The sequence below is a fragment of the Streptomyces sp. NPDC003035 genome, assembly GCF_042888285.1.
Taxonomy (GTDB): Bacteria; Actinomycetota; Actinomycetes; order Streptomycetales; family Streptomycetaceae; genus Streptomyces.
The window spans coordinates 389,155-415,039 of record NZ_JBIAPJ010000007.1 but is presented as its reverse complement, the minus strand read 5'-3'; the positions used below and the strand labels follow the sequence as shown (position 1 = coordinate 415,039).

At 71.6% G+C, this 25,885-nt stretch carries 21 protein-coding genes; 15 read left to right on the top strand and 6 right to left on the bottom strand.

Features of this window, described 5'->3' with window-relative positions:
- The first annotated feature begins 202 nt into the window (after positions 1-202).
- On the top strand, positions 203-1,903 hold the full coding sequence (locus ACFYV5_RS24420; protein ID WP_355115593.1) for an MFS transporter: 1,701 nt from the start codon (positions 203-205) through the stop codon (positions 1,901-1,903).
- Positions 1,904-1,932: 29 nt separating this feature from the next.
- On the opposite strand, the gene ACFYV5_RS24415 is transcribed toward ACFYV5_RS24420, so the two are convergent.
- Entirely contained in the window at positions 1,933-2,367 is a 435-nt protein-coding gene (locus ACFYV5_RS24415) for a cell division protein SepF (RefSeq protein WP_355115594.1), read from the bottom strand.
- A gap of 321 nt (positions 2,368-2,688) precedes the next feature.
- Between ACFYV5_RS24415 and ACFYV5_RS24410 the strand changes: the two genes are divergently transcribed.
- The 5 genes from ACFYV5_RS24410 (at position 2,689) to ACFYV5_RS24390 (ending at position 7,771) form a co-directional block, all read left to right on the top strand.
- The gene (locus ACFYV5_RS24410; RefSeq protein ID WP_389171806.1) at positions 2,689-3,948 is read left to right on the top strand and encodes a DUF5685 family protein; all 1,260 of its coding nucleotides are present in this window, start codon (positions 2,689-2,691) and stop codon (positions 3,946-3,948) included.
- A 99-nt stretch (positions 3,949-4,047) separates the two neighbouring features.
- Entirely contained in the window at positions 4,048-4,848 is an 801-nt protein-coding gene (locus ACFYV5_RS24405) for a DUF1684 domain-containing protein (RefSeq protein WP_355115598.1), read from the top strand.
- Between the two features lie 197 nt (positions 4,849-5,045).
- The gene (locus tag ACFYV5_RS24400; RefSeq protein ID WP_355115600.1) at positions 5,046-5,900 is read left to right on the top strand and encodes a S1 family peptidase; all 855 of its coding nucleotides are present in this window, start codon (positions 5,046-5,048) and stop codon (positions 5,898-5,900) included.
- Positions 5,901-6,073: 173 nt separating this feature from the next.
- Positions 6,074-6,964 (top strand): S1 family peptidase, encoded by an 891-nt coding sequence (locus ACFYV5_RS24395; RefSeq protein WP_355115602.1) that lies wholly within the window; start codon positions 6,074-6,076, stop codon positions 6,962-6,964.
- A gap of 99 nt (positions 6,965-7,063) precedes the next feature.
- Positions 7,064-7,771, top strand: a complete 708-nt coding sequence (locus ACFYV5_RS24390) for a hypothetical protein (RefSeq protein WP_389171801.1) — start codon at positions 7,064-7,066, stop codon at positions 7,769-7,771.
- 105 nt (positions 7,772-7,876) lie between these two features.
- Here the strand turns inward: ACFYV5_RS24390 and ACFYV5_RS24385 are convergent, their stop codons facing one another.
- Together ACFYV5_RS24385 and ACFYV5_RS24380 are read right to left on the bottom strand one after the other, a co-directional pair.
- The gene (locus ACFYV5_RS24385; RefSeq protein WP_389171798.1) at positions 7,877-8,848 is read right to left on the bottom strand and encodes a GNAT family N-acetyltransferase; all 972 of its coding nucleotides are present in this window, start codon (positions 8,846-8,848) and stop codon (positions 7,877-7,879) included.
- Between the two features lie 82 nt (positions 8,849-8,930).
- Positions 8,931-9,968: a DUF3533 domain-containing protein gene (locus ACFYV5_RS24380; RefSeq protein ID WP_389171795.1), complete on the bottom strand. Its 1,038-nt coding sequence runs from the start codon at positions 9,966-9,968 to the stop codon at positions 8,931-8,933.
- Between the two features lie 149 nt (positions 9,969-10,117).
- On the opposite strand from ACFYV5_RS24380, the gene ACFYV5_RS24375 reads away from it, so the two are divergent.
- The 3 genes from ACFYV5_RS24375 (at position 10,118) to ACFYV5_RS24365 (ending at position 15,685) form a co-directional block, all read left to right on the top strand.
- Positions 10,118-13,621, top strand: a complete 3,504-nt coding sequence (locus ACFYV5_RS24375; protein ID WP_389171792.1) for a DNA polymerase III subunit alpha — start codon at positions 10,118-10,120, stop codon at positions 13,619-13,621.
- A complete protein-coding gene (locus ACFYV5_RS24370) occupies positions 13,618-14,577 on the top strand; it encodes a hypothetical protein (protein WP_389171789.1) in 960 nt (319 codons plus the stop codon). The genes ACFYV5_RS24375 and ACFYV5_RS24370 overlap by 4 nt, the downstream gene beginning before the upstream one ends.
- Positions 14,578-14,824: 247 nt before the next feature.
- Positions 14,825-15,685 (top strand): esterase/lipase family protein, encoded by an 861-nt coding sequence (locus ACFYV5_RS24365; protein ID WP_389171786.1) that lies wholly within the window; start codon positions 14,825-14,827, stop codon positions 15,683-15,685.
- A 15-nt stretch (positions 15,686-15,700) separates the two neighbouring features.
- On the opposite strand, the gene ACFYV5_RS24360 is transcribed toward ACFYV5_RS24365, so the two are convergent.
- Positions 15,701-16,732, bottom strand: a complete 1,032-nt coding sequence (locus ACFYV5_RS24360) for a lytic polysaccharide monooxygenase (protein WP_389171783.1) — start codon at positions 16,730-16,732, stop codon at positions 15,701-15,703.
- A 1,060-nt stretch (positions 16,733-17,792) separates the two neighbouring features.
- Here ACFYV5_RS24360 and ACFYV5_RS24355 point away from each other — a divergent pair.
- From ACFYV5_RS24355 to ACFYV5_RS24345, 3 genes are all read left to right on the top strand, one after another.
- A complete protein-coding gene (locus tag ACFYV5_RS24355; protein ID WP_355115614.1) occupies positions 17,793-19,529 on the top strand; it encodes a hypothetical protein in 1,737 nt (578 codons plus the stop codon).
- Positions 19,526-20,068 carry a hypothetical protein gene (locus ACFYV5_RS24350; protein ID WP_389171780.1) on the top strand — a complete coding sequence of 181 codons (543 nt, stop codon included), beginning with the start codon at positions 19,526-19,528 and terminating at the stop codon, positions 20,066-20,068. The genes ACFYV5_RS24355 and ACFYV5_RS24350 overlap by 4 nt, the downstream gene beginning before the upstream one ends.
- 165 nt (positions 20,069-20,233) lie before the next feature.
- A complete protein-coding gene (locus ACFYV5_RS24345) occupies positions 20,234-20,722 on the top strand; it encodes a tyrosine-type recombinase/integrase (protein ID WP_389171778.1) in 489 nt (162 codons plus the stop codon).
- A gap of 244 nt (positions 20,723-20,966) precedes the next feature.
- Here ACFYV5_RS24345 and ACFYV5_RS24340 read toward each other — a convergent pair whose 3' ends face one another.
- A complete protein-coding gene (locus ACFYV5_RS24340; protein ID WP_389171775.1) occupies positions 20,967-22,916 on the bottom strand; it encodes a protein kinase in 1,950 nt (649 codons plus the stop codon).
- Between the two features lie 63 nt (positions 22,917-22,979).
- Here ACFYV5_RS24340 and ACFYV5_RS24335 point away from each other — a divergent pair, with 63 nt between their 5' ends.
- Positions 22,980-23,573, top strand: coding sequence for a TetR/AcrR family transcriptional regulator (locus tag ACFYV5_RS24335; protein WP_389171772.1), 594 nt, complete (start codon positions 22,980-22,982; stop codon positions 23,571-23,573).
- Positions 23,574-23,596: 23 nt separating this feature from the next.
- On the opposite strand, the gene ACFYV5_RS24330 is transcribed toward ACFYV5_RS24335, so the two are convergent.
- Entirely contained in the window at positions 23,597-24,265 is a 669-nt protein-coding gene (locus ACFYV5_RS24330) for a response regulator (RefSeq protein WP_389171769.1), read from the bottom strand.
- A gap of 122 nt (positions 24,266-24,387) precedes the next feature.
- Here ACFYV5_RS24330 and ACFYV5_RS24325 point away from each other — a divergent pair, with 122 nt between their 5' ends.
- Positions 24,388-25,371, top strand: coding sequence for a Bug family tripartite tricarboxylate transporter substrate binding protein (locus tag ACFYV5_RS24325; protein ID WP_389171766.1), 984 nt, complete (start codon positions 24,388-24,390; stop codon positions 25,369-25,371).
- Positions 25,368-25,883 (top strand): tripartite tricarboxylate transporter TctB family protein, encoded by a 516-nt coding sequence (locus ACFYV5_RS24320; protein WP_355115626.1) that lies wholly within the window; start codon positions 25,368-25,370, stop codon positions 25,881-25,883. Before ACFYV5_RS24325 ends, ACFYV5_RS24320 begins: the two co-directional genes overlap by 4 nt.
- Positions 25,884-25,885 lie beyond the last annotated feature (2 nt).

The following is a 25,885-nucleotide window of genomic DNA, read 5'->3' as shown; positions in this document are numbered from 1 at the left end:
GGAATTCCATGCGACGCGCGGCGCGGGCGGAGTGGCGTACGCCACACTCCGCGGCCCACCGGGGTGAGAGCTGCACCACGCACCCAGGCCGTGAACTCGCGTACGCTGACGGCTCACTCGCCCGTCGATGCCGGGCCGCCCCGAGGCCCGCGCCCCGGTCAGGCGCCCACCGAGCGCGAGGGATCCACTGGGAGGTACGTACATGCAGCGGACGATCACGGCCGGAGCACGGCTCCGCGCCGCCGCCGGCGGAGCCAACCGCTGGGTCGTCCTCGTCGTCCTCTGCGTCAGCCTGCTGCTGGTCGCGCTGGACGCGACCGTGCTCCATGTCGCCGTCCCCTCCCTCACCGAGGACCTGCGCCCCAGCTCCACCGCGCTGCTGTGGATCGTCGACGCCTACCCGCTGATCTGTGCCTCGCTGCTGATCCTCTTCGGCACGCTCGGCGACCGGGTCGGACGGCGGCGGGTGCTGCTCCTCGGTTACGCGCTGTTCGGCCTCGCCTCCGCGGTCGCCGCCCTCGCCACCGCGCCGGAGGTCCTGATCGCTGCCCGCGCCCTGCTCGGCGTCGGCGGCGCGATGATCATGCCGGCCACCCTCTCGATCCTCCGGGCGGTCTTCCCCGACCGACGCGAGCGGGCCACCGCCATCGGCATCTGGACGGCGGTCGCCGCCGTCGGCGCCGCCACCGGGCCCGTGCTCGGCGGCTTCCTGGTCGAGCACTACTGGTGGGGCTCGGTCTTCCTGATCAACATCCCGCTGATGGCGCTGATCCTGCCGCTCGGCCGCTGGCTGCTCCCCGAGTCCAAGGGCCGGGCCGACGGACCCTGGGACGTGCTCGGCGCGCTGATGGCCGCGGCCGGCGTGCTCGGCATGGTCCTCGGGGTGAAGCGGGTCGGCGCCGGCGAGAACCTCTTCGCGTACCCGACGGCCGGGCCGCTGCTCATCGGGGCGGCTCTCCTGACCCTCTTCGTCCGGAGGCAGAGGCGCCGGGCGCACCCGCTGATCGACATGCGGCTCTTCTCCCGGGCCGCGTTCACCACCTCCGTCGGCTGCATCGTGCTCGCCATGCTGGCCCTGGTCGGTCTGGAGCTGATCGCCGTCCAGTACCTCCAGCTGGTCCTCGGGCTCAGCCCGCTGGAGACCGGACTCCGGCTGCTGCCGCTCACCTTCGCCGCCATGGCGGCCGGCGCCACCGGCTCGTACACCCTGCGCCGGATCGGACCGCGCCGGATGGTCGGCTGGGGCTTCGTGCTCACCGCCGCCGCCGTACTGCTCCTGGTCCTCATGGGTCAGCACGACCGGCCGCTCCTGCTGACCTGCGGCTTCGTTCTGCTCGGCTTCGGGCTCCAGACGACGCTCTTCTCCGCCTACGAATCGATGCTCAGCGAGGCCCCGCCGGAGAGCGCCGGCGGCGCCGCGGCCATCGGCGAGACCTCGTACCAGCTCGGCGCGGGCATGGGCATCGCGCTGCTCGGCAGCGTGATGAACGCGGCGTACGCCCCCGGGCTCTCCGCCGTCCCCGGTGTGCCGGACGCCGCGAGCCGGGCCGCGGCGAACTCGCTGGGGGAGGCGTACCAGGTGGCCGACCAGCTCGGCGGTGCGGCCGGCACGGCGCTGCACCACGCCGCCCGGCACGCCTTCGTGGACGGACTGCATGTGACGCTGTTCGTCAGCGCGGGCCTGTTGCTCCTCGGTGCGCTGATGGCACTGCGGCTGCCGCGGGTGATGGAGTGCCCGGTGGATCCGGAGGACTTGGTGGACGCGGTGGGTCCGGTGGAGTCGGAGGGCCCGGTGGCCCTGGTGAAGCCGGAGGGTCCGGTGGCCGTGGCTCCCGAGAAGGTGCGGGTGCCCGCCTCCCGTGAGCCGATCGAGCCGGCCGGTTCCGGACGCTCGGCGCACTGAGCCGCGCACACTGAGCCGGCGCCGCGGTTTCAGCTCTGGTTGAAGAAACCGTCCTGCGAGCGGCCCGCGGGCTCTCCGCTGATGATCTGGGTGTCGGCCGGGGTCAGCAGGAAGACCCGCGTCGCCACCCGCTCGATCGAGCCGCGCAGACCGAAGGCGAGACCGGCGGCGAAGTCCACCACGCGCTTGGCGTCGGAGGGCTCCATGGCGGTGAGGTTCACGATGACCGGGACGCCGTCCCGGAAGAGCTCGCCGATGCCCCGGGCGTCGCGGAACCCGTCCGGGGAGACGGTCGCGATCCGGCGGCCCTGCTCCTGCGCCGAGTCGGACGCGACCCGGACCCGGGGGTCCGTCACCCAGGCGTCGCCGCTCTCGGCACCCTCGGCGTACTCGTCGTCGTAGTAACGCTCGTCGCTGTCCTCGACGAGTCCCAGCCAGGCACTGGCCTTGCGCACCGATCCCATGGACGCCTCCTTTCAACGCGGTCACTTGTGGTTCCGCATGTCCCTATCGTCGTCCATGATGCGGATCGCGCGCCAAGTGGATAGTCGGCGCGCGCGGGTTTCGTGACGGTACTGGTGCAGAACGTGAGGCCGGTTTTCTGGCGATTCGTCAGGAAACTTGCGGTATACGGGGCCTGACGGAGGTTCCGCAGGGGGTGTGCAACTTAAAATATGAAAGTCGGGCCAGAAGGGTGACGGCCGGAGCGTCCGGGTGAACGGGTGGCTCGATACGATGCCTGACATTGCGCCGCAGCCCACGCGCGCGACTCACGGGGGAGTCTCTTGTTCGGAATCGTCAGGCCCTGCACGCACCGGCTCACGGACGGCCTCAAGGCCGAGTGGATGGCGCATCTCTGCGGCCTCTGTCTGGCACTTCGGGCCGATCACGGGCAGTTCGCCAGGGTGGTCACCAACTACGACGGCCTGATCGTCTCGGTCCTGACGGAGGCTCAGACGGGCGCGGTGTCCGGCGGGCGTCGTACCGCGGGCCCCTGCCCGCTGCGCCAGATGAAGAGCGCGCCGGTCGCGCAGGGCGAGGGCGCCCGCCTCGCGGCCGCCGTCTCCCTGGTCCTCGCCTCGGCGAAGGTGCGGGACCACGTGGCCGACGGGGACGGGCTGTTGGCCCGCAGGCCGGTCGCCGCGGCGGCCCGCCGGGTCGCCAGATCCTGGGACCGGGCGGGCGCGCGGACCGGGCGCGAGCTCGGCTTCGACACCGCGGTCCTGGTGGACGCCGTCGACCGGCAGACCGGGATCGAGGCGCTCGCGGGGCCCGGCACCCCGCTCCTGGTCGTGACCGAGCCGACGGAGACGGCGACGGCGGCGGCCTTCGCGCACACGGCGGTCCTGGCGGGCCGGCCGCGGAACGTGGAGCCGCTGGCCGAGGCGGGCCGGCTCTTCGGCCGCCTCGCGCACCTGCTGGACGCCGTCGAGGACCAGCGGGCCGACGCCGCGTCGGGCGCGTGGAACCCGCTCACCGCGACGGGCACCTCGCTGGAGGAGGCGCGCCGGCTCGCGGACGACGCGCTGCACGGGATCCGGCTGGCGCTGCGGGACGCGGAGTTCGTGAACGGCAGGCTGGCGCACGTGCTGCTCGCGCACGAACTGCGTCGGTCGGTGGACCGGGCGTTCGGGGCGACGAACTGCGCGCACGGGGCGGGCGCACCCGAAGGGGCGCACCAGCCGGGGCCGTACGGGCCGGGTCCGTACCAGCCCGGGCCGTACGCCCCCGGTCCGGTGCCGGGCAACCCGTACGCCCCCGGCCCGGGCGGACCCGGGGGTCCGGGCGGCCCGCTGCCGCCCGAGCCGCCGGACCGGCGCCGCGGCCTGATCGCCGGGTGCGCGGTCTGGGCGGGCCTGGCCTGTACGTGCCAGCTGTGCTGCGGCACGTACGAGGACCCGTGGAGCCGGGAGCGCCGCGAGGGCGCGTGCAGCAACTGCGACTGCAGCGGCTGCTGCGATTGCTGCAACTGCTGCAACTGCGGGGGCGGGGAAGGGGAGGGCGACGGGGGTTGCTGCGACTGCGGGTGTGACTGCGGCTGCTGAGCCGGGTCACCCGCTCGCGTGACGTCGTCGCACGCCGGAGGCCGACCGCCCGGCCTGCCCCGTACCGACAGCTCACGCCCTGTGGAAGGGTGGAACGCCATGAGCACGGATCCCCAGCAGGGCGCCCAGCAGGACTGGCAGCACTGGCACGAGCAGCGCACGGCGGCGGTCTCCTCGTCGTACGGTCCGCTCTCCCTCACCGGCACGTACTGGCTCTCCGACCACCCGGAGGGTCGAATTCCGGCCGTTCCCGGCCAGTGGCGCGAAGACAGCGACGAGGTGGTCCTGACGGCGGGCGCCGAGGACGCGATCACTGTCGACGGCAAGCCCCTGATCGGCAGCGTCCGGCTCACGGCGGACCACGCGCCGATCCACGAGTCCCGGGTCGAGTCCGCCGGGCGCCGTCTTGTCGTCATGCGCCGCGAAGGGCTGTGGGCGGTACGGGACTTCGACCCGGAGTCGTCGGCGCGCCGCGCCTTCCGGGGCATCGTGGCGACCCCGTACGACGAGCGCTGGGTGGTGCCCGGCACCTTCCGCCCGTACGAGAGGGCCCGCAGCGTCCGGGTGGAGAACGCGGACGGGAAGGAGCGCGGGCTCGGTCTCGCCGGTGAGCTCTCCTTCGCGCTGCAGGGCGCCGAGCACACCCTCCAGGTCGCGGTGGAGGACGACGGCACGCTGTGGGCGGTCTTCGCGGACGCCACCAGTGGCCGGGACAGCTACCGGTTCCGCTTCCTGCGCCCCGCCGCCCCCGCGGCGGACGGCTCGGTGACGGTCGACTTCAATCGCGCGCTGCTGCCGCCGTGCGCCTTCGTGGACCACTTCATCTGCCCGTTCCCGCCGCCGGGGAACACCCTCGACACGGCGGTGCCGGCGGGGGAGCGGCGGCTGGTCGAGGGCTGACCTGGGGTTCTTCCGGCAGGGGCGCGGACGGCCACGGAGCCGTGCGGTGCCCGTTCGGTGTGCGGTCTTGTGCGTCCGGCATCCGGGGGCCACTATCACAGGCGGTGCATGTCAGGGACACATCACCCTGACGGCGCCTCACGGGCCCGCCACCCACGGGCCCCTCCGCTCTTCCCCTGAGGAGACACGTGAGACAAGTGAGGATCAAGAGCACCCGACTGCTCGCCGTCGCGGCGGGCCTGGCGGCCGCCACCGCCCTCGCCCTGCCCGGTGCCCACGCGGCCCCCGTCCCCGGGCCCGCCGGAGCGGCCCAGCTCGCCCGCGCCGACGCCGCCGTGCTCAAGGCCGACGTCGGAGGAACGGCCTGGTACGTCGACCGGGCCGCCGGCCGCGTCGTCGTCACCGCCGACGCCACCGTCTCCGACGCCGAGATCGCCACGATCCGCAAGACCGCCGGGGCCGACGCCGGTGCGCTCACCGTCCAGCGCACCCCGGGCGTCTTCAAGCCCCTGCTCGGCCCCGGTGACGCCATCTACGGCAGCGGCTACCGCTGTTCGCTCGGCTTCAACGTGCGCAGCGGCAGCACGTACTACTTCCTCACCGCCGGCCACTGCGGCAACGTGGTGAAGACCTGGTACGCCAACTCCGCCCAGTCCACGCTGATCGGCGCCACCACCGGGTCCAGCTTCCCCGGCAACGACTACGCGCTCGTCCGCTACGACAACACCTCGCTCGCCCACCCCGGCGGCTTCACCGCAGCCGACGCCTACGTCGGCGAGCCCGTCAAGCGCTCCGGCTCCACCACCGGCACCCGCAGCGGCACCGTCACCGGCCTGAACGCCACGGTCCACTACTCCGGCGGCGGCACGGTGCGCGGCATGATCCAGACCAACGTCTGCGCCGAGCCCGGCGACTCCGGCGGCGCGCTCTACGACGGCACCAAGGCCCTCGGCCTCACCTCCGGCGGCAGCGGCAACTGCTCCACCGGCGGCACGACCTTCTACCAGCCGGTCCCCGAGGCCCTCGCCAAGTACCGGGTCAGCCTCTACTGAGTCGCATCAAAGCCCTTGAGCCGCCCGGTAGTTGACCGTCGTACGGCCGAAAGGCGCCCTTGCGGCACCGTCCCGGGCGGCCCGAGACTCCCCCACAGCGCCGGCCTCGGGCCGCGCCTCACGGGTCCGGCACCCCACTGCGGACCCCCGATTCCCCTCTGGAGGAACGACAAGTGAGGATCAAGCGCACCACCCCCACGAGAACCGTCCGTCTGCTCGCCGTCGCCACCGGCCTCGCGGCCGCGGCGGCGGTCGCGGTCCCCGCCGCGAGCGCCGACACGGCGCAGACCTTCAGCGCGTCGCAGCTCTCCGCCGCGGGCGACGCCGTGCTGGCCGCCGATGTGGCCGGTACCGCCTGGCACGTCGACCAGGCCACCAACACCCTGGTCGTGACCGCGGACTCCACCGTCTCCCAGGCCGAGATCGCCAAGATCAAGCGCCAGGCCGGTGCCAACGCCGGCGCGATCCGCGTCGAGCGCACCCCCGGCAGGTTCAACAAGCTGATCTCCGGCGGCGACGCGATCTACGCCACCAGCTGGCGCTGCTCCCTCGGCTTCAACGTCCGCGACAGCGCGGGCAACTACTACTTCCTGACCGCCGGTCACTGCACCGACGGCGCGGGCACCTGGTACGCCAACTCCGGCCGGACCACCGTGCTCGGCTCCACCTCGGGATCCAGCTTCCCGAACAACGACTACGGCATCGTCCGGTACACCAACAGCACCGTCACCAAGTCCGGCACGGTCGGCAGCGTCGACATCACCAGCGCCGCCAACGCCACCGTCGGCATGTCCGTGACGCGCCGCGGCTCCACGACCGGCACCCACAGCGGCTCGGTGACCGGCCTGAACGCCACGGTCAACTACGGCGGCGGCGACATCGTGTACGGCATGATCCGCACCAACGTGTGCGCCGAGCCCGGTGACTCCGGCGGCCCGCTCTACTCGGGCAGCCGCGCCATCGGTCTCACCTCCGGCGGCAGCGGCAACTGCTCCACCGGCGGCACGACCTTCTTCCAGCCGGTCACCGAGGCGCTGAACGCGTACGGGGTCAGCGTGTACTAGCCGGAGGCCGTATCTCCGTAGCACCATGACACCCAGCAGTGGATCAGGTCCCCCGGCCGCACGACGGCCGGGGGACCGACGCGTGGTGGGGGAGAGCACGTGACCGTACGGCCCAGTGGACCGATACCGCAGTCCGACGCGCAGCGACGGGTCCGGCGCAGCCCCTTGCTCTACACGGCGCCGATCGTCCTGCTCGCCCTGCTCACCGCCGTCCTCGGCTGGGAGATCGTCCGCGCCAACATGACGGAGGCCGCCAGGACGGACTGGCCCTGGCGGCTGCAGCTCCTGGACATGGAGCCGCTGGGCAGCCTGCTGGCGGTGGCCGCCGCCGCGGTCCTGGCGCGGGCGCAGTACGCCCGTACCGTACGGCCCTATCTGGGCTGGCGGAGCGACTGGACGACCGGGCACCTGCGGGGGAACGCCGTCGAGTGGCAGGTCGGCCTCTTCAACGGCGGCCAGCACACCGCCGTCGTGGAGAGCTACGAGTCCCGGGTCGTGCTGAAGGGCGATCCCGATCCCGCCGCCACCCCGTGGACGGACACCGCGGGCGCCGTGGCCGTCCTGACCGCCGCCGGCCTGACCGTCGGGGAGGACTTCCAGATCAGGACCATGGGCAACACCCCGCTGGTGGGCACCGGGACCTACGAGACGGTGATGGTCGGGGCGTTCTCGCGGCGCTTCGTCGAGGAGGTCGACGCCCTCTATCTGCGGGTGCGGGTCGTCGACACCGTCGGCGACAGCCACGAGCGGATCATGGACTGTCTCAAGGGGGCGCGGTCCGGCGGCTACGTGCCGCCGGTCCCTTGAGCCTCCCGGCTCCCTAGCCACTCCAGGACGCGGGGCAGGGCGTGCGACCCGCCGGCCGGGCCGTTCCATGGTGGGGAGCGGAGGGGCGAACCCTCCTCGGCGCGCCTACTCCGCCCGTAGCTCTCCGAGCGGGCGGGCGAACTCCAGCCGGTCGGCGATGTTCACGTACCCGGCCCGCTCGAAGGCCCTGGCCATCGCCACGTTGGCCGCGTCGCAGTCCCCGCGGATCTCCGTGGCCCCGGCGGCGGCCAGGACTCGGGTGCCCCGGATCACGACCGAGCCGGCGTACCCCTTGCCGCGGTGCGCCGGGACGACACCGACGAAACCGATCACCGGAACGCTGGGGTTCTCGGCGGGCAGGCTGATCACGGCGGCGGTGCCGTCCGCGTCGTACCCGAGCTCCCACCACTCCGGCTCGTGCTTCAGCTCGGCCGTCTCCTCGAAGAGCAGCTCGGCCGCGCGCCGCGGCCCGTGCCGGCGTACGTCGTCCGCGAGCCGGGCGTCGGCGGTGTCCGTGAGCAGCTCCGCCAGGACGGTGACGAACGGCTCGGGGCCGAGTTCGGCGAGCGAACGGAAGGTGAGGCGCGGATCGTCGGCGGGCAGGCCGTCGGTGGGCGGCTCCCCGGTCGTCGGCACGTCGAGACGGAACCGCCGCCCGTCGCGGACCACTCCGTATCCGGCCGTCCGCAGCAGCTCGCCCCGGCGCTCCGGGTCCCGCTGGAACTGCGGCGCCTGCGCGGGGGAGTCGACGACATGCCCCAGTTCGGTCGCGCCCAGCTTCCGGGCCATGGCGGCCGCCGCGTCGAGCAGCGCGATCCCGGTCTCCGGTGCGTCCGTCGGCGCCTCGAACAGCACGACGGCGAGCGGGACCTCGTGCCCCGGGATGGTCCACAGCACCACGCTGCCGCTGAGCCGCCCCTCGCCGTCCTCGGCGACCAGGCACCACTCGGGCCGGGTGCACCCGCTGTCGAGGAGCTGGCCGAGATAGGCACGGGTGGCGGCGTTGCGCTCGGGGTCGCCGGGGTGTTCGACCAGGGCGGGGAGTTCGTCGGGACGGGCGGGGCGAACGAATGTCACGGAGAGCCTTGTCGGTTCGGGGGCGGCCGGAACTGCCTCGCGAACGTAGCGGCCTCTCGGCCGGTGGGCCAGCGCTTTTCGCTCAGGGAGTCGCCGCGGTGACCTCCTCGGCGATCGGTTCCGACTCCGGCGTGCGCTTCAGCGAGGACATGACCAGCGTGATCACGCTGCCGACGACGGCCCAGGCGGAGAGGACCAGGAGCGAGCCGGTGATGTCGTTGCCCCTGAAGTACGCGATCGAGCGCGCCGCCCAGGTGCCGGCGCCCGGGGGCAGGGCCGGGCCGATCGCGTTCCAGAACGGTGGCAGCATCGGCAGCGGGAAGGCGCCGCCCGCGCTCGGATTGCCCGCGACCACGATCAGCAGGATCGCCAGGCCGATGCCGACGATGCCGAAGACCGACTGCAGGGCCAGGGTCGCCGCGCCGACCGCGAAGACGACCAGGGCGCCCAGACCCCACAGGGCCGCGACGCTGCCGGGCAGCGCGCCCAGGATCGGGCCGACGATGACCGCGCCGCCGAGGCCGCCGAGGACCGAGTAGAGGGCGAGCACCCCGAGCCGGATGATCGCGCGCTCGCGGTTCGCGGGCCGGGAGCCCGCGCTGATGGCGAGGATCGCGGCGCAGATGTAGCCGCCGACGCACCAGCCGACGACCAGGTAGAACGCCGAGAGACCGTCGAAGTCCTGTGTCGAGGCGGGGGCGATGTCGACCGTCCTGATCGTGCGCCCGTTGGCGCCCTCGACCCGGGTGAAGAGCGTCTCCAGCGCGGAGGAGAGCACCGTTCCGCCGCCGGAGGCGACGAGCAGGGTGTCGGTGGTCCCGCCGGGGTTCACCACCAGGGCGCCGTCGAGGTCCCGGTTCATGATCTGCTTCCGCGCCTCGGCCTCGTCCGTGACCGTCCGTGGGTCGAGCGGTTCGCCGGGGAGTCTCTCGAGCTGCCCGATGAGCTGGGCGAAGACCTGCTGCGGCGCGACGACGCCGAAGGGCACGTCCTTCGGCTTCGGGTTGTGCAGCGCCCCGACGTACGAGGCGATGAACAGCAGCTGGAGGGCGAACACGCCGACGACGAGCAGGGCTGCTCGCGGGGTGACGGCGCTTTTCAGTTCATCGACGAGACTCATGCCCCCACGCTCCGGGGCCGGGGGTGTTCGCGCAGGTGGGATGGGGCCGAACGGATGAGGCGCGCGGCGTATCGTACGCACGTTCGAAATGGGTTAGGGTGAGAAGGAGGGGGTGGGAACGTACGTACGAATCTATGCGGGAGGTGCACATGCCGGGGTTCGCGCATCTGCACACCGCATCGGGCTTCTCCCTGCGCTACGGCGCCTCGCACCCCGAGCGGCTGGCCCGGCGCGCCGCCGAGCGGGGCATGGACGCCCTCGCCCTCACCGACCGGGACACGGTCGCGGGCGTGGTCCGCTTCGCGAAGGCCTGCGCGGAGGAGGGGGTGCGCCCCCTGTTCGGCGTGAACCTCGCGGTCGAACCGGCCGGCTCGGGCCTCGGCCCCGACGCCGGCCCCGGCGGTCCGGGCCGGACCTCCGCGCGCCGCGTCCCCGTCCGTGGTGGCGCCTTCGTCGACGAGTCCGCGCCCCGCGTCGTCTATCTCGCCCGCTCCCGGGCCGGCTGGGCCGCGCTCTGCCGGATGATCAGCGCCGCCCACGCCCGGGACGAGAGCGCGGGGACGGCGAGAAGCAGCACGACCGACAGTCCCCTGTTGCCCTGGGACGCCCATCACGGCGACGACCTGACCGTGCTGCTCGGGCCCGCCTCCGACGTCGGCCAGGCCCTCGCCGCCGGCCGCCCCGACCGGGCCGCCCGGCTCCTCGTCCCCTGGCGCGAGCGGTACGGCGACGCCCTGCGCCTGGAGGCCGTCCATCACGGCCGCTCCGGGGCCGGCCCCGGCTCCCTCCGGCTCGCCGCCCGTACCGTCGGTTTCGCCGCCGAGCAGGGTGTCCGCCCGGTCCTCACCAACGCCGTCCGTTACGCGGACCCCGGCCAGGGCCCCGTCGCCGACGTCCTCGACTCCGCCCGCCGCCTCGTCCCCATCGACCCCCGCAAGGAGCTCGACAGTGGCGAGGCCTGGCTCAAGGACGCCGCTGACATGCTGGCCACCGCCGAGCGGATCGTCGAGGCGGCCGGCTTCCGCCGGGACACCGCGCACCGGCTGCTCGACCAGACCCTGGCGGCCGCCGCCGACTGCGTGGTCGACCCCCGGGACGACCTCGGCATGGGCTCCGCCCACTTCCCCGAGCCGTACCTCGTCGGCGCCGAGCACCGCACCGCCCAGCGCGTGCTGGCCTCCCGGGCCTCCGCCGGCATGGTGCTGCGCGGCCACGACCGCCGCCCCGAGCGGCGCGTGTACTGGGACCGGATGCACCGCGAGCTCGACATCATCGCCCACCACGGCTTCGCGACCTACTTCCTGACGGTCGCCCAGGTCGTCGACGACGTGCGGAGCATGGGGATCAGGGTCGCCGCGCGCGGCTCCGGCGCCGGCTCGCTCGTCAACCACCTCCTCGGCATCGCGCACGCCGACCCGGTCGAGCACGGACTCCTCATGGAGCGCTTCCTCTCCAAGAACCGCACCGCACTCCCCGACATCGACATCGACGTGGAGTCCGCCCGCCGCCTGGAGGTCTACCGCGCGATCATGGACCGCTTCGGCACCGAGCGGGTCGCCACCGTCGCCATGCCCGAGACCTACCGGGTCCGTCACGCGGTACGGGACGTGGGCGCCGCCCTCTCCATGGACCCGGCCGAGATCGACCGGATCGCCAAGGCGTTCCCGCACATCCGGGCCCGCGACGCCCTCGCCGCGCTCGAGGAGCTGCCCGAGCTGCGCGAACTGTCCAGGGAGAAGGAGAAGTACGGCAAGCTCTGGGAGCTGGTCGAGGCCCTCGACAAGCTGCCCCGCGGCATCGCCATGCACCCGTGCGGGGTGCTGCTCTCGGACGCCTCGCTGCTCACCCGTACCCCCGTCGTGCCCACCAGCGGCGAGGGATTCCCCATGTCCCAGTTCGACAAGGACGACGTGGAGGACCTCGGGCTGCTCAAGCTCGACGTGCTCGGAGTGCGGATGCAGTCCGCGATGGCCCACGCCGTCGCGGAGATCGAGCGGGCGAGCGGCGAGCGGGTGGACCTCGACGACCCGGCGCGGGTGGCGCCCGGTGACCCGGCGACGTACCAGCTCATCCGGTCCACCGAGACCCTCGGCTGCTTCCAGATCGAGTCGCCGGGCCAGCGCGATCTGGTCGGCCGGCTGCAGCCCGCCACCTTCCACGACCTCGTCGTCGACATCTCGCTCTTCCGGCCGGGGCCGGTCGCCGCCGACATGGTCCGCCCGTTCATCGAGGCCCGCCACGGCCGGGCCCCCGTCCGCTACCCGCACCCGGACCTGGAGGAGGCGCTGAAGGAGACGTACGGCGTCGTCGTCTTCCACGAGCAGATCATCGAGATCGTGCGGATCATGACCGGCTGCGGCCGGGGCGAGGCAGACCAGGCCCGGCGCGGGCTCTCGGACCCCGAGTCGGAGGGGCGGATCAAGGTCTGGTTCGCCCAGCGGGCGGAGCGGCGGGGGTACGACTACGAGACGATCGCCCGCACCTGGGAGATCGTGGAGGCCTTCGGCTCGTACGGCTTCTGCAAGGCGCACGCGGTGGCCTTCGCCGTGCCGACGTACCAGTCGGCCTGGCTCAAGGCGCACCACCCGGCGGCCTTCTATGCCGGGCTGCTCACCCACGACCCCGGGATGTATCCGAAGCGGCTGCTGCTCGCCGACGCGCGGCGGCGCGGGGTGCCCGTGCTGCCGCTGGACGTGAACCGGTCCGCGGTCGCTCATCGGATCGAACTGGTGTCCGGTCCACCGGAGCGGTGGGGGCTCCGGCTCGGCCTCACCGACGTCCACGGCATCAGCGAGGCGGAGAGCGCGCGCATCGAGGCCGGACAGCCCTACGCCTCACTGCTCGACTTCTGGGAGCGGGCCCGTCCGCGCAAGCCCGTCGCCGAACGGCTCGCGCAGGTCGGCGCGTTGGACGCCTTCGGCGCCAACCGCCGGGATCTGCTCCTGCACGTGACCGAACTCCACCGCGTCCAGCGCGGAGCCGCCTCCTACGGCGGCCAGCTCCCGCTCGCCCAGGGCCGCAAGACCGCCCCCATCGGTCTGCCCGACCTCGACGAGTCGGAGCGGCTCAGCGCCGAGCTGGGCGTGCTCGGCATGGACGCCTCGCGCCACCTCATGAGCGACCACCACGCCTTCCTGCGTGAACTCGGCGTGGTCTCCGCCAAGCGGCTGCGCGAGGCCCCGCACGGGCAGACCGTGCTGGTCGCGGGCGCCAAGGCGGCCACCCAGACCCCACCGATCCGCTCCGGCAGGCGGGTCATCTTCACCACGCTCGACGACGGTACGGGCCTGGTCGACCTCGCCTTCTTCGACGACTCCCACGAGGCCTGCGCCCACACCGTCTTCCACTCCTGGCTGCTCCTCGTCCGGGGCGTGGTGCAGCGGCGCGGACCGCGCAGCCTCAGCGTGGTCGGGTCCGCGGCCTGGAACCTCGCCGAGCTGGTCGACCTGCGGGCGACCGGAGGCCTTGAGGCGGTGGGGGAGCGGCTGGCCGTCCGGCCGGAGAGCGCCGGCGAGCGGACGGACAGCGGGCGGCGCGTCAGGATGTCGACCGGGTACGAGATGAACCCCTGGGCCGACCTCCAGCCGGCCGGCGAGGGCGCGGCGACCCCGCCGCGGAAGTTGTGGCACAGCAGTCCGGGGAGCGCGGGATGATCCTCTGCGTACGGTTCCGGCTGGAACCCATGGACGAAGCGGTGCTTCCGCGACTGGTCGGCCTGCTCGGCGAGTTCACCCCGGTCGTCGAGGCCGCCCCGCCCGACACCCTGCTCGCCGACGTGCGCGGCGCGCTGCGCTACTTCGGCTGGAGCTCGGCCGAACTGGCCTCGGTGGTACGGGTCAGGGCGCTCGCCCTGTACGGCGTCGACTGCGTCATCGGGGCGGGCCCGAACCCGATGCTGGCCCGGATGGCGGCCCGCGAGGCGCGCCCCGGCGCCACCCTGGTCGTCGAGGACCCGGCCGCCTTCCTGCGGGACCGCCCGGTCGCCGCGCTCGACGGGGTCGGCCGCGCCACCGCCCGTACCCTCTGCGCGTACGGACTCGACTCCATCGGCCGGGTCGCGGACGCGCCGCTCGCCGTGCTCCAGCGGCTCGTCGGCGCGAAGACCGGCCGCGAGCTGGCGGAGCGGGCCCGGGGGATCGACCGCACCGCCGTCGTGCCGAACGCGCTCTCCCGTTCGATGGCGGCCGAACGGTCCTTCCCCCAGGACGAGCTGGACCACTCGGCGCATCGCAGGGCGCTGCTCGCCCTCGCCGGGGAGCTGGGCGCCCGGATGCGTACGGAGAAGCAGGTGTGCCGTTCCCTGACGGTGACCGTGCGGTACGCGGACCGGTCCACCACCACCCGGACCCGTACGCTGCCCGAGCCGACCGCCCACTCGGCGGCGCTCACCGCCCTCGCGTACGCGATCCACGACTCGTTCGGGCTGCAGCGGGCCCGGGTGCGGGGGATCGCGCTGCGCGCGGAGGGGCTCGCGCCCGCGGAGGGAGCCGCGCATCAGCTCACCTTCGATCCGACGGACGAGAAGGCCCGGCGGCTCGAGGCGGTGGCGGACCGGGCGCGGGAGAAGTTCGGCCCGGGGGCGATCGTGCCGGGTTCGCTCGCGGCCTGACGGGGCGAGGCGCTGGGCGCGCTCACGGTCTGAACGCGACGATCGTGCCGGGCGTACTCGCGGCCTGACGTTCGGCTGTTACTCCTTATTGACGAGAAGTCAGTTTTTACCGACGCGTAACTTCCCTGTCGCGGCTACTCCTGCGTAGCTTGGCATGAGCAGAGCAATCCCCGCGTGTGGTCCGGGCCGCATGGCTATCTGCCGTCGTTCGTCACAGATTTCCCTTGAGCCGCAAGGAGATCGCACGATGCTGCCCTGGAAACCCGCCCTCAGAGCGTTCTCGGTCCTGCTGCTGACCGCCGCCGCCACCCTCGCCCCCACGGCCTCGGCCCAGGCCGACACCGGCCCCAGCCGGGGCTGGAACGACTTCTCCTGCAAGCCCTCCGCCGCCCATCCCCGCCCGGTCGTCCTCGTCCACGGCACCTTCGGCAACTCCGTCGACAACTGGCTGGTCCTCGCGCCGTACCTGGTCAACCGGGGCTACTGCGTCTTCTCGCTGGACTACGGCCAACTGCCGAACGTGCCCTTCTTCCACGGCCTCGGCCCGGTCGACAAGTCCGCCGAACAGCTCGACGCGTACGTGGACAGGGTCCTCGCCGCGACCGGGGCGGCCGAGGCCGATCTCGTCGGGCACTCGCAGGGCGGCATGATGCCGCGCTACTACCTGAAGTTCCTCGGCGGGGCCGAGAAGGTCAACGCGCTCGTCGGGATCGCCCCCGACAACCACGGCACGAACCTCCTCGGCCTCACCAAACTGCTGCCGTACTTCCCCGGCGTCGAGAAGTTCATCACCGAGAACACCCCGGGCCTCGCCGACCAGGTGGCCGGCTCACCGTTCCTCACCAAGCTCAACGAGGGTGGCGACACCGTCCCGGGCGTCACCTACACGGTCATCACGACCAAGTACGACGAGGTGGTCACCCCGTACCGCTCGGGCTTCCTCGACGGTCCGAACGTCACCAACGTCGTCATCCAGGACAAGTGCGCCCTGGACCTCGCGGAGCACGTGGCGATCGGGACGGTGGACCGGGTCACGTTCCACGAGGTGACCAACGCGCTCGACCCGGCCCACGCGACCCCGACCACCTGCGCGTCCGTGATCGGCTGACGTCAGGGGTACGGATCAGCGGCCGTGCCGGCCCGCGGGCGCCGACCTGCGGCGGACGGCCGCGAAGAGCAGGGACGCGCCGAGCGCCAGGACGGCGGCGCCGCCGACCGCGATGTACGGGGTCGCGGCGTCGCCCCCGGTCTCGGCGAGACTCTCACCCGGGCCGGAACCGGCGGCGGCGGGCTCGTTGGGCGCGGTGGGCGCGGCAGGCGTGGTGGGCGTGGCCGGCTCCGAGGATGCGGGCGCGGCGGAGGTCGTGGTCGTGGCGGCCGGCGCGGCGGCCGTCTCCTTCGCCCCGGTCTCGGCCTTGTCGTCGCCGTGCCCGCCGTGCTCCACGGAGGACTTGTCCTTTCCGTCCTCGATCTCCTCGTCGGTCGGCGCGGACGCCACCGGAGCCGTACCGGCGCTGTCCTTTCCGAAGACGACGTCGGAGCAGGTGTAGAACGCCTCGGGGGAGTCGGAGCGCTGCCAGATCGAGTAGATGAGGTGGCGGCCGGACTTGTTCGGCACGGTCCCGTCGAAGACGTAGTCACCGTTCTCCATCCGCGGGTCGGTCACCGTCGCGAACGGCTTCTCCTCCAGGTCCGACCACGTCAGAGGCTTGGTGGGGTCGTAGCCGTCCTTGGTGACGTACAGCTCGAAGGAGCCCCTGTGCGGAGCGGTCCCCTTGTAGCGGAAGGTGTGCGTGCCGGAGTTCAGCGGGCTGGCCGGCCAGTCGCCGCGCGCCAGGTCGAGCCCCCGGTACTTGTCGTTGCCGGCGCTGCACAGCTTGCCGTCCGGGATCAGCTCGCGGTGCTTCCCGGCGGCGTTGGCGATGTTCACCGCGTTCCAGTCGTAGAACGCCTGCGCCCCGCTCGCTGCCACCGCCGCCTTGCACGCCGCCGAATCCGGGCTCTCCGGCCCCTCCGCGTAACAGGCCGAGACGCGGCTCACCGGGTCCGTCATCGACCCGTGGGCGGAGGCGGGTGCGGCGGCCAGACCGGCGAGCGCGAGGGGCGCGATGCCGAGGGACAGAGCGGTGGCGGCCGTGCGGCGGCGAACGGACATGCTGAGCAACTCCTTCAGGAGGTGTGTGGGGTTGCTCAGCAAGCTAGCCGCCGGACGGCGCGAAAACGGCGGCCGGGGCGCCGGGACGGCGATCCTTATGGTCGTTTTAAGGAGCCTCTAAGCGGCGGCTCAGGAAGCAACTGCTGCTCTGCGTCGAGGTGCTGGTCGGGCTTGCTCTTCCAGTCCGCGGACGTCCACCTGCGTCCGCCAGATGTCGTATCCGTTGGCTCCCTGTGTGGCTCTCGCGGGGAGCCACACAGGGAGCGGTGCCTACTCGTGGGAGCGGACGGTTCGAAGGTTCTCCCTTGGGTAGCGCCGCCAACCGGTCACCGTTGGTCCACCGAGGAACAGACACACTCGACTGGCCAGGGGGTGCGCTCTGTGCGTCGCCCCCAAGGGTGATGAGGCGTGGACTCGCTCGATCTGCGAAAGCTGTCTGACCTTGACTTCGAGAGTCTACGAAGTGGTTCGCAAGAATATGAGGCTGTGGCTTAACGACGCCACGATCCTTGAGGCAATGATTTCAAAGAATGTGATTCAGAGATCATTGCATCTCGTTGATCACATCAAGCACACGCTGCGTACATATGCACCGAGCGACAATTTGCACGAGGTAGAGGCACTGACCTTGAGGCTCGCCTCAAAGTCGCTGCTGAAATCTGTGAGGCCAACTGTCCCAGCCGCTGAGGGTGTCTCCCACTTCATGACTGGAGGGCCTTTGGCGCGAAAGAGTGTTGCTGGTCGCACCAGCTTCCGGAAGAGTTCCACTGTTCAAGGTTGCAGGGGGGCGCAGTGGTCTCCAGTGGCTGTACCGCTGGGGCGGCTGGCGGCGAGTTCGGGGGAGCGGATGGCAGCGCGGGAGCAGCACGAGGACCGGGGGAGCCAGAGCGTGTTCGGTCCACCGCCGAGTGGGTTGTGGGCGGCAGGCAACGGCACACCCGTCCCGCCGGTGCCGTCCGGCATACCCGGCGGGACGCCGCAGTTCCCGCCGTTGCCACCGTATCCGCCCGGCCCGCCTGGCGGGGGCCGTGGTCCCCGCCTCCCGGCGGGCAGGCGTGCGGTGCTGCTTCTCACCGCGGTCGTGGGCGTCCTCGTCCTCGCGCTCGTCGCTGGACTCGTCCTCTTCGGCGGCGACGGCACCCGCGGTCCGGCGGTTGGCGGCAAGCGGGAGGCGAAGGCCGACATCCGGCTGCTCGCGCCTTACCGTCTCGCCCTCGTCGACCTCGTCACCTCTCCGGGACTGCGCTACAAGGACGCATTGCCGGGCGGTCTGATGAAGCGCGAGGTTACCGTCACCTCCGCCGGGAGCCGCTTCGGCAGTACCGGATTCGGCCGTGAGGAACTCGACCGTGAGTTCCTGAGCGTCGGAGGGAAGACGTTCACCCGGTGGCGTCTGGACCCTGCAGCGAAGGTCGGTGAGAAGAAGCCGAGCAGGTGGGACGCCGGGACGGGCCAGGACAACGGGCTCACTGACGAGCTGACCGAACACCGGCCGGCGCCCCCGGAGCTCGCTGCTTCGCTGCTGCAGGCCCTGGCCGACCTCGAGGCCGCCCCGAGCGGCGACGGATACGCCTCCCAGCGCAGGGACGTCGGTGGTGTTCCCGCCCAGGCGCTCGAGACCTCTGCCGGGCGCATGGTGATCACGGCCCACGAGCCCTACCGGCTACTGCGGTTGGAGCCGCCCGCGGCCGCGGCATCGGGGGCGACGCCGTCCGGCGGGCGAACGGCGGCGGACAGTGTCGCGCGGACCGTGGCCCACACCGTCACGGCCGACGGCGGCGCAATGACGGCGGGGGAGGGGCTGTTCGACGGCAAGGACACCCAGGCACTGGACCTTGAGCCGGTCGGTCCCGAAAAGGCCCCCGCGATGTACGAAACCCTGGAGAAGCAGACCAAGGAGCTGAGCCAGGCAGAAGACAGCGGCATTTCCCTGTCCCTACAGGGCGGAGGGTCGGTGCGGTGCAGTTCCGGCGGCTGCACCGCCACGGGAAGCTTCTCGGGACAGATCACCGCGAACGCCAAGTCGCGCCTGACGGGCGGTCAGGTCACTGCGGTGATGACCTCCAGTTTCACCATTGACGGACGCTCGGGCGGGAGCTGCACCAGCCCACCGGCGACGTTCCCGGTCACCGGCAGCGGCGTCTCCGGCAGCCTCACCTGCTCCAGCCCGGCGGCGGGCGCCACCTTCGCCTCGGTGGAGACGCAGAAAAAGGCCGAGGCCCGCGCCCGCTCGCGCGCCAACGGCGGCCGGCCCGTGCAGTACACGATCCCTCTCCAGGCCAACTCCGCAATCAACGCACGAGCCCTGGCCACGGTCGAGGTCAAGAGGCTCGTGGAGAAGGTCGGCAAGGAGCGCAAAGGTGTTGAGCCGTGCTCCGCCCCGCATGCATCGAGCTCCCGTTTCCTTGCGCCGGAGGCCTCCTCGCGCGGGGGCGTGCAGCAGATGCGTACAGACACCGGACTGCAAACCGAGCGTACGGCAGCACGCAAGAAGGATCCGCTGAACTTCGGCAGCGGTTACACTGGTCGGCTGGACCGATTTGAGATCGGCAGTACGTCGGATTTCGAAATCCATGTCTACAAGAACGGCAAGGAAATCGGAGTTTTCGGCAGCACCGGATGGTTCTCCAAGCACGGAAAGAGTGCCGACGTGACGGTGCCGCGCGAAACCTACAATCTCCTGAAGGGGCTGGCAGTGTCCCAGATGAGGGCCGATGGCCGCATTGGCCCCAAGGGTACGGGGAACCTCAAGGGCGACAACTGGAAGCGTCCCCGGATCACCGGCGGCTGCCGATGAAGTACGTCAACGTGCGACCACTGGCGGACGTGTACGGATTTCACCTGGATCCTCGGGAATACCTCCGCGTCCTCCCAGGGCTACTGCCCGACCTACCTACCGGTGCAGCAGAGTTCGCCTCGGATCCTGACCACTACGACTTCGGCAGTTCACGCTGCGTCAAGGACCTGACACTGCATCGAGTAAACCTTTTTGACGATCACGGACGCGTGTCGCTTGAGCTGTCGTTGGCCCCGAACGAATGGAAGCATGAAGGCGGTCTGTATGTCCGATATTCGGGCGTCCGGTCTTTCCGGGTGAACGTCGACAGTGCCGACAGTGCCGAACCCCCGGAAGCGGTCGGATTCGCGGAGGTGGCCGATGCCTCCCCATTCACCGAGCGCGCCGATGGACCGCCCCGGCTGGGAGATCTCCAACTAGACGAACTGCTCCCGCATCCGCAAGGCGTCTCGCACGAAATCACCTTTACAGAGGGGTCCCTTCTCGTGGTGAGCGCCGACCTCGTCGCGCGGTGGCACAGGCCTGGCCTCTCGCCCTGAGAGCGCGAAACGGCATACCGCAGTGGTGGCAGAGAACGGCCTCCTTCAACGTGCAGCCTGATCTGTCGGACCGCGCGCCCACACCGGGACCCGGGAGCTGAGGAAGGAGTTGGAAGCAGGGGTCAAGACCTCTGCCAGCTACACGGTTGAGCAGGCCGTATCGGAATGGCTGAAGCAGGGACTCAAGGGATTCGGACCGAAGAAGTGAGGCCACTCAAGTGGAGGCACGTGAAGCTGGACGTACCTGCCGACACGGTGCCCCACGTGGAGGTCTGGCGCTCGGTACGGCGCAGAGGGGAAACAAAAACGCTGAAGAGCCGGCGGACCTTGGCCATGCCGCACCAGCTTGTTGTGGTCCTTCGAGCCTTGAGGAGCGCGCAGCAGTCGCAGAGGGCAGCCCTGGGGCTCTCCTGGAGCGACGAAGATTTCGTGTTCGGCACGGACAGTGGCGAGCAGCGCAGCGCCCACGACGTTCGGCGAGCGTTTCGGGTCCTGCTCGGAGAGGCGGGGTTCGAGAATCCCGAGGCCTGGACGCCAAGGGAACTCAGGACGAGCTTTGTGTCGGTCCTGTCGGATCACGGGATTCCCATCGAGGTGATCGCCCGAGTGGCGGGACATAGCACCACTGAGATCACGGAACGCGTCTACCGCTAGCAGATTCGCCCTGTCATCACTCAAGGGGCTGAGGCCATGGACGCGATCTTCCCTGAAGATGTGGACCCGCATCCGTAGACCCCTGCTCCATTCCGGTGGCTCGCTCTATGGCTCCCCGCAGCGAGCGCTGCGGGGAGAGGAAGGGCGCAGAACACTGTGTGACCAGCGCTTTCGACCGGGGGGCTCCGAAGGTCCTCACTTACGGAGCCTCTAAGCGGCACCACAGACACCGTGTCCCGTCGGCCTATGTGAGCCGCGTCCAGCGCTGGGACGCCTCGCCGGCACACGTCGACGTCACCAGACCGCTGGCCATGGCCAGGTCGAGGCAACCACCGTTGGAGACGCTCCGCAGGCTGCCGTTCGCGCCCGAGCTCCACACGGCGGCGTTCTGGGCGCAGTCGCCCACGAAGACGGCCTGGCCGAGCATGTTGGCGTAAAGACACCCGCCCGTCTGCTTGTTGACCAGCGTGAAGCCGCCGCCCGACGCGCTGCGTACGGTCCACCGGGCGGTCGAGTCGGAGCAACTGCCGTGGTCCGAGGAGCCGTACACCTGGACGATGCACGCGCCGTTGTCGCCGTTGCGGTAGCGGTAGGGGCCCGTACCGGAGGCGGGGGGAGCGGTGGTCGGGGGTGGCGCCCCGCCGCCGGACGTGCTGGATCCGCCGGAGGTACTGGATCCGCCGGAGGTACTGGAGCCACCGGTACTGGTTCCGCCCGACGTGGTCGAGCCGCCGGAGGTGCTGGGACCCGAGCCTCCGGAGGTGCTGGGACCCGAGCCTCCGGAGGCGGAGCTTCCGCCCGCGCCGTTCTGTGAGCCGGTCGCGGCGCCACCGGCGACCGCGCCCGCGGGCCCGCCCGTCGCCCCCGGTCCCTGGGTCTTGCCCGGGGGCGTCGGCTGTGACGTCGTGCCCGACGGGCTTCCGGCCGTCGTCGGCGCCGTCGGGTCGACCGGCGCAGAGACCGAGGTGGACGGGGCGGCCCCGGCGTCGGTGCCCGGCGAGGACGTGTGCGGCAGGTACTGGAGGGCGAGGGTCGTACCGCCGGTGACCACCACGACGGGGAGGACGGCGAGGGCGATGCGGGTACGACGGCGCTCCGACTTCTCCCGCTTTTCCGCCTTCTCCGTCTTCTCCGGCTTCTCGGGGCCGAGCGCGGCTTCGGGCTTCGGCTCAGGCTCCGTCACCGGTTCCGGCGCCCTCGCCGTCTTCCCTTCCGCTTCCGCTCCCGCTTCCGGCTCTCCGCCGACGAGCGGGATCGTGGGTACGTCGATCCGCTGGACGTCCGCGGCGAAGGCGGCCCGCTCGGACAGCCGCTCGGCGATGCCCGCCGGCCACAGCGTCCCGCCGACCGTCGGGCAGCGCTCCTCGGCGCGTTCGAGGAGTTCCGTGGCGGTCGGGCGGCCCTCCGGGTCCTTGTCGAGGCAGGTGGCGACGACGTCGGCGAGGTCCGGGTCCAGAGCCCGCAAGGGCGCCAGGTCCGGTTGCTCGTGGACGATGCGGTACAGCACGCCATGCCCCGACTCGTCACCGAAGGGCGGCCGGCCGCACGCCGCGTACGCGAGGACCGAGCCCAGCGCGAACACATCGGTGGCGCCGCTCAACCCCCGTGTGCCCGAGGCCTGTTCGGGCGCCATGTAGGCGGGCGTGCCCACGACCATGCCGGTCCTGGTCAGCTGGCTCTGCTCGGCCGCCCGCGCGACGCCGAAGTCGATGAGGGTGAGTCCGTCGACGGTCAGCATGACGTTGGACGGCTTCAGGTCCCGGTGCACCATGTCCAGCGCGTGCACCGCCGCCAGCCCCGCTGCCGCCTCCCGCAACAGCAGCCACAACGCCTCCGCGGGGAGGGCGCGGCCGTGCAGGTCCACCGCCTCCCGCAGGGTGAGCCCGGGTACGTACGCGGTGGCGAACCACGGCGGCCGTGCCGTGCGGTCGCTCGCCAGCAGCGGCGTGGTCGCCCCGGCGGGCAGCCGGGCCAGGTTGTCCAGCTCGTGCCCGAACCGGCGCAGGAAGTCCGCGTCCTCGCCGACGACGGAGGCCAGCAGCTGCTTGACGGCGACGTACCGGCCCTCGTGGACGCCGAGGTACACCCGCCCCATGCCTCCGACCCCGAGCCGGCCCGCCAACGGAATCGGCCCGATCCTGAGCGGATCCTCCGCTTCCAGCGGCTGGGCCCCGCTCCCCCTCAGCTCCACCACGCGAACCCCGTTAGAATTGGAATCATTTTCTAGAAACCTACTCTAGTTCGAGAGAAGAACACCATGAGCCCCAAGCAGCAACGCGGCGAGCAGACAGCCGACTTGCTCCTTGACGCCGCGCTGCGTCTGTACGCCGCCGAGGGGGAACGGGGCATCACGGTCAGCGCGGTCACCCGGGAGAGCGGCGTCAGTCTGGGCAGCCTCTACCACCACTTCGGCAGCGTCGACGGTCTCGTCGCCGCGCTGACGTACCGCTGGCTCAGCCGCCTGTTGACCGAGCTCGCGACGTCCTTGCAGAGCGCCCGTACCGCTCGTACCGGCATCCGCGCCCTCGTCCGGACCTATCTGACGTTCATCCAGGAACACCGGGACGCCGCCCTGCTCCTGCACTCCTCCACGGCCGACCGCATCGGCATGGCGCAGGGCAGGGAACTGCGCGACGCCCAGGAGGCCAGGCTCTCGGCCTTCGCCCAGTGGATCCAGCCCCGCGTCGCATCCGGCGAGATCGCCCCTCTTCCGCTGCCGTTGATCGAGTCCCTGGTCCTCGGGCCGGTCGTCGCCGTGGTCCGCCGCTGGCTCTCGGGCATCGACGACGTCGATCTCGACGCGGCCGCGCGGATCCTGCCGGACCGGATCTGGCGTTCACTGGCCCCCTGAGCGCGAAGCCCAGCCCGCTGAGGTCAGCCGAGCCGCCGGTAGCGCCGCTCCGGGCGGCCCGTTCCCCCGTACCGCAGCGTGATCTCCGCCCGGCCCGTCTCGGCGAAGTACTCCAGATAGCGCCGGGCGCTGACCCGGGACAAGGAGCCCGCCTCCGCGCACTCCGTCGCCGACAGGCCCTCCGGATGCGCCCGCAGGATGCCGTCCACCAGCTCCGCCGTGGGCGCGGCAAGGCCCTTCGGGAGTTCGCGCGAGCCCGGCGGGCGGGTGCCGAAGATCTGGTCCACGTCCTCCTGGCGGGCCTCGTCCAGCGCGTCCAGGCGCGTGCGCAGCGAGGCCACGTGCCGCAGCTGCTCCTGCAGGGCGGCCTGGTTGAACGGCTTGATCAGATAGTGCAGCGCCCCCGCCCGCAGCGCCGAGCGGATCATGCCCGCGTCCCGCGCCGCGGTGATGAACAGGGCGTCGACGGCGAGACCGGTCCCGCGCAGCTCGCGCAGCACACTGATCCCGTCCATGTCGGGCAGGAAGATGTCGAGGAGCACCAGGTCGGGGCGCAGCCGGTCGGCAAGGCGCAGCGCGTCCGCGCCGCTGTGCGCGACCCCCACGACGGAGAAACCGTCGACAGCCGACACATAACGGCTGTGCAGCTTCGCGACCATGAAGTCGTCGTCCACCACCAGCACCTTTGTCACGCCGACACGCTAGGTCGCGACCACAAGGACCACAACGTCCGTTGATTGCGGAAGAGAGACAGCTTCTTAACGCGCAGGCAACATGTGGGCCACTTCACAGTCCCTATCGAGAGGCGGCACACGTGCGTCTGCGCACCCCCCTCGCCCTGCTCGGGGCCGCGCTGCTGGTGTTGGTGGGGCCGCCCCTGCTCTCCACCGGCAGCGGCTCCGACACCGGCACACAGATTCCCGGCCTGCGGTTCATGGTCCCCAACACGCCCGGCGGCGGGTACGACATCACCGCCCGCACCGCGGCCAAGAACGCCGAGGACGCGGGTCTCACCACCGACATCGAGGTCTTCAACCTGCCCGGCGCCGGCGGCACCGTCGGCCTGACCCGGCTGGTCGGCGAGCACGGCAACGGCCGGCTCGCGATGTCCATGGGCCTCGGCGTCGTCGGGGCGGTCCACACCAACAAGACCCCGAAGACCCTCGCCGACACCACTCCGATCGCCCGGCTCACCATGGAGCAGGACATCGTCGTGGTCGGCAAGAACTCCCCGTACAAGACCATCCAGGACCTGCTCGCCGCCTGGAAGAAGGACCCCGGCAAGCTGCCCGTCGGCGGCGGCTCCTCGCCCGGCGGACCGGACCACCTCGCCCCCATGCTGATGGCCCAGGCCGCCGGCATCGCGCCGAAGAGCGTCAACTACATCCCCTTCGACGGCGGCGGCGAGCTCCTCGCCTCCATCCTCGGCAACAAGGTCGCCTTCGGCGTCTCGGGCGTCGGTGAGTACCTCGACCAGATCAGGTCCGGCGAGCTGCGGCTCCTCGCCGTCACCGGCGCCGAGCGGGTCCCCGGCCTGGACGCCCCCACCCTGCGCGAGGCCGGACTCGACACGGAGTTCATCAACTGGCGCGGGATCGTCGCCCCGCCCGGACTCTCCGACGCCGAACGCGAGAAGCTCGTCGGCCTCGTGACGAAGCTGCATGACTCCCCGCAGTGGCGCGAGTCGCTGAAGAAGAACAACTGGAACGACGCGTTCCTGCCCGGCGAGGAGTTCGGCACCTTCCTCGCCGAACAGGACCGGCGCGTCGCCTCGGTGCTGAAGGAGCTCGGTCTGTGAGCAGCACGACAACAGCGAAGAAGTCCTGGCTGCGCGAGCACAGCGAGCTCGGCGTCAGCCTCCTTCTCCTCGTCATCGGCGTCCTCGTCCTCACCGACGCCCTCACCATGAGCGTCGACATCACCCAGCGCGGACCCGTCGGCCCCAAGACCGTCCCGGTCGTCGTCGGCGCCGGTCTGCTCGTCGTCGCCGTCCTCCTCGCCATCGACGTCCTGCGCGGCGGCCGCGGCGAGGCCGAGGGCGGCGAGGACATCGACCTCTCGGAACCCAGCGACTGGCGTACGGTCCTGCTCCTCGCCGGAGTGTTCCTCGCCTTCGCGGTCCTCATCGGACCGGTCGGCTTCCCCGTCGCCGGAGCCCTGCTCTTCTGGGGCGCGGCCTACGCCCTCGGCAGCCGCCACCTCCATCGCGACCCGCTGATCGCCGCCGGACTCTCCCTCTTCACCTACGTCGTCTTCAACAACCTGCTCGGAGTTCCGCTGCCCGGCGGCCCGCTGATGGGAGTGCTCTGACC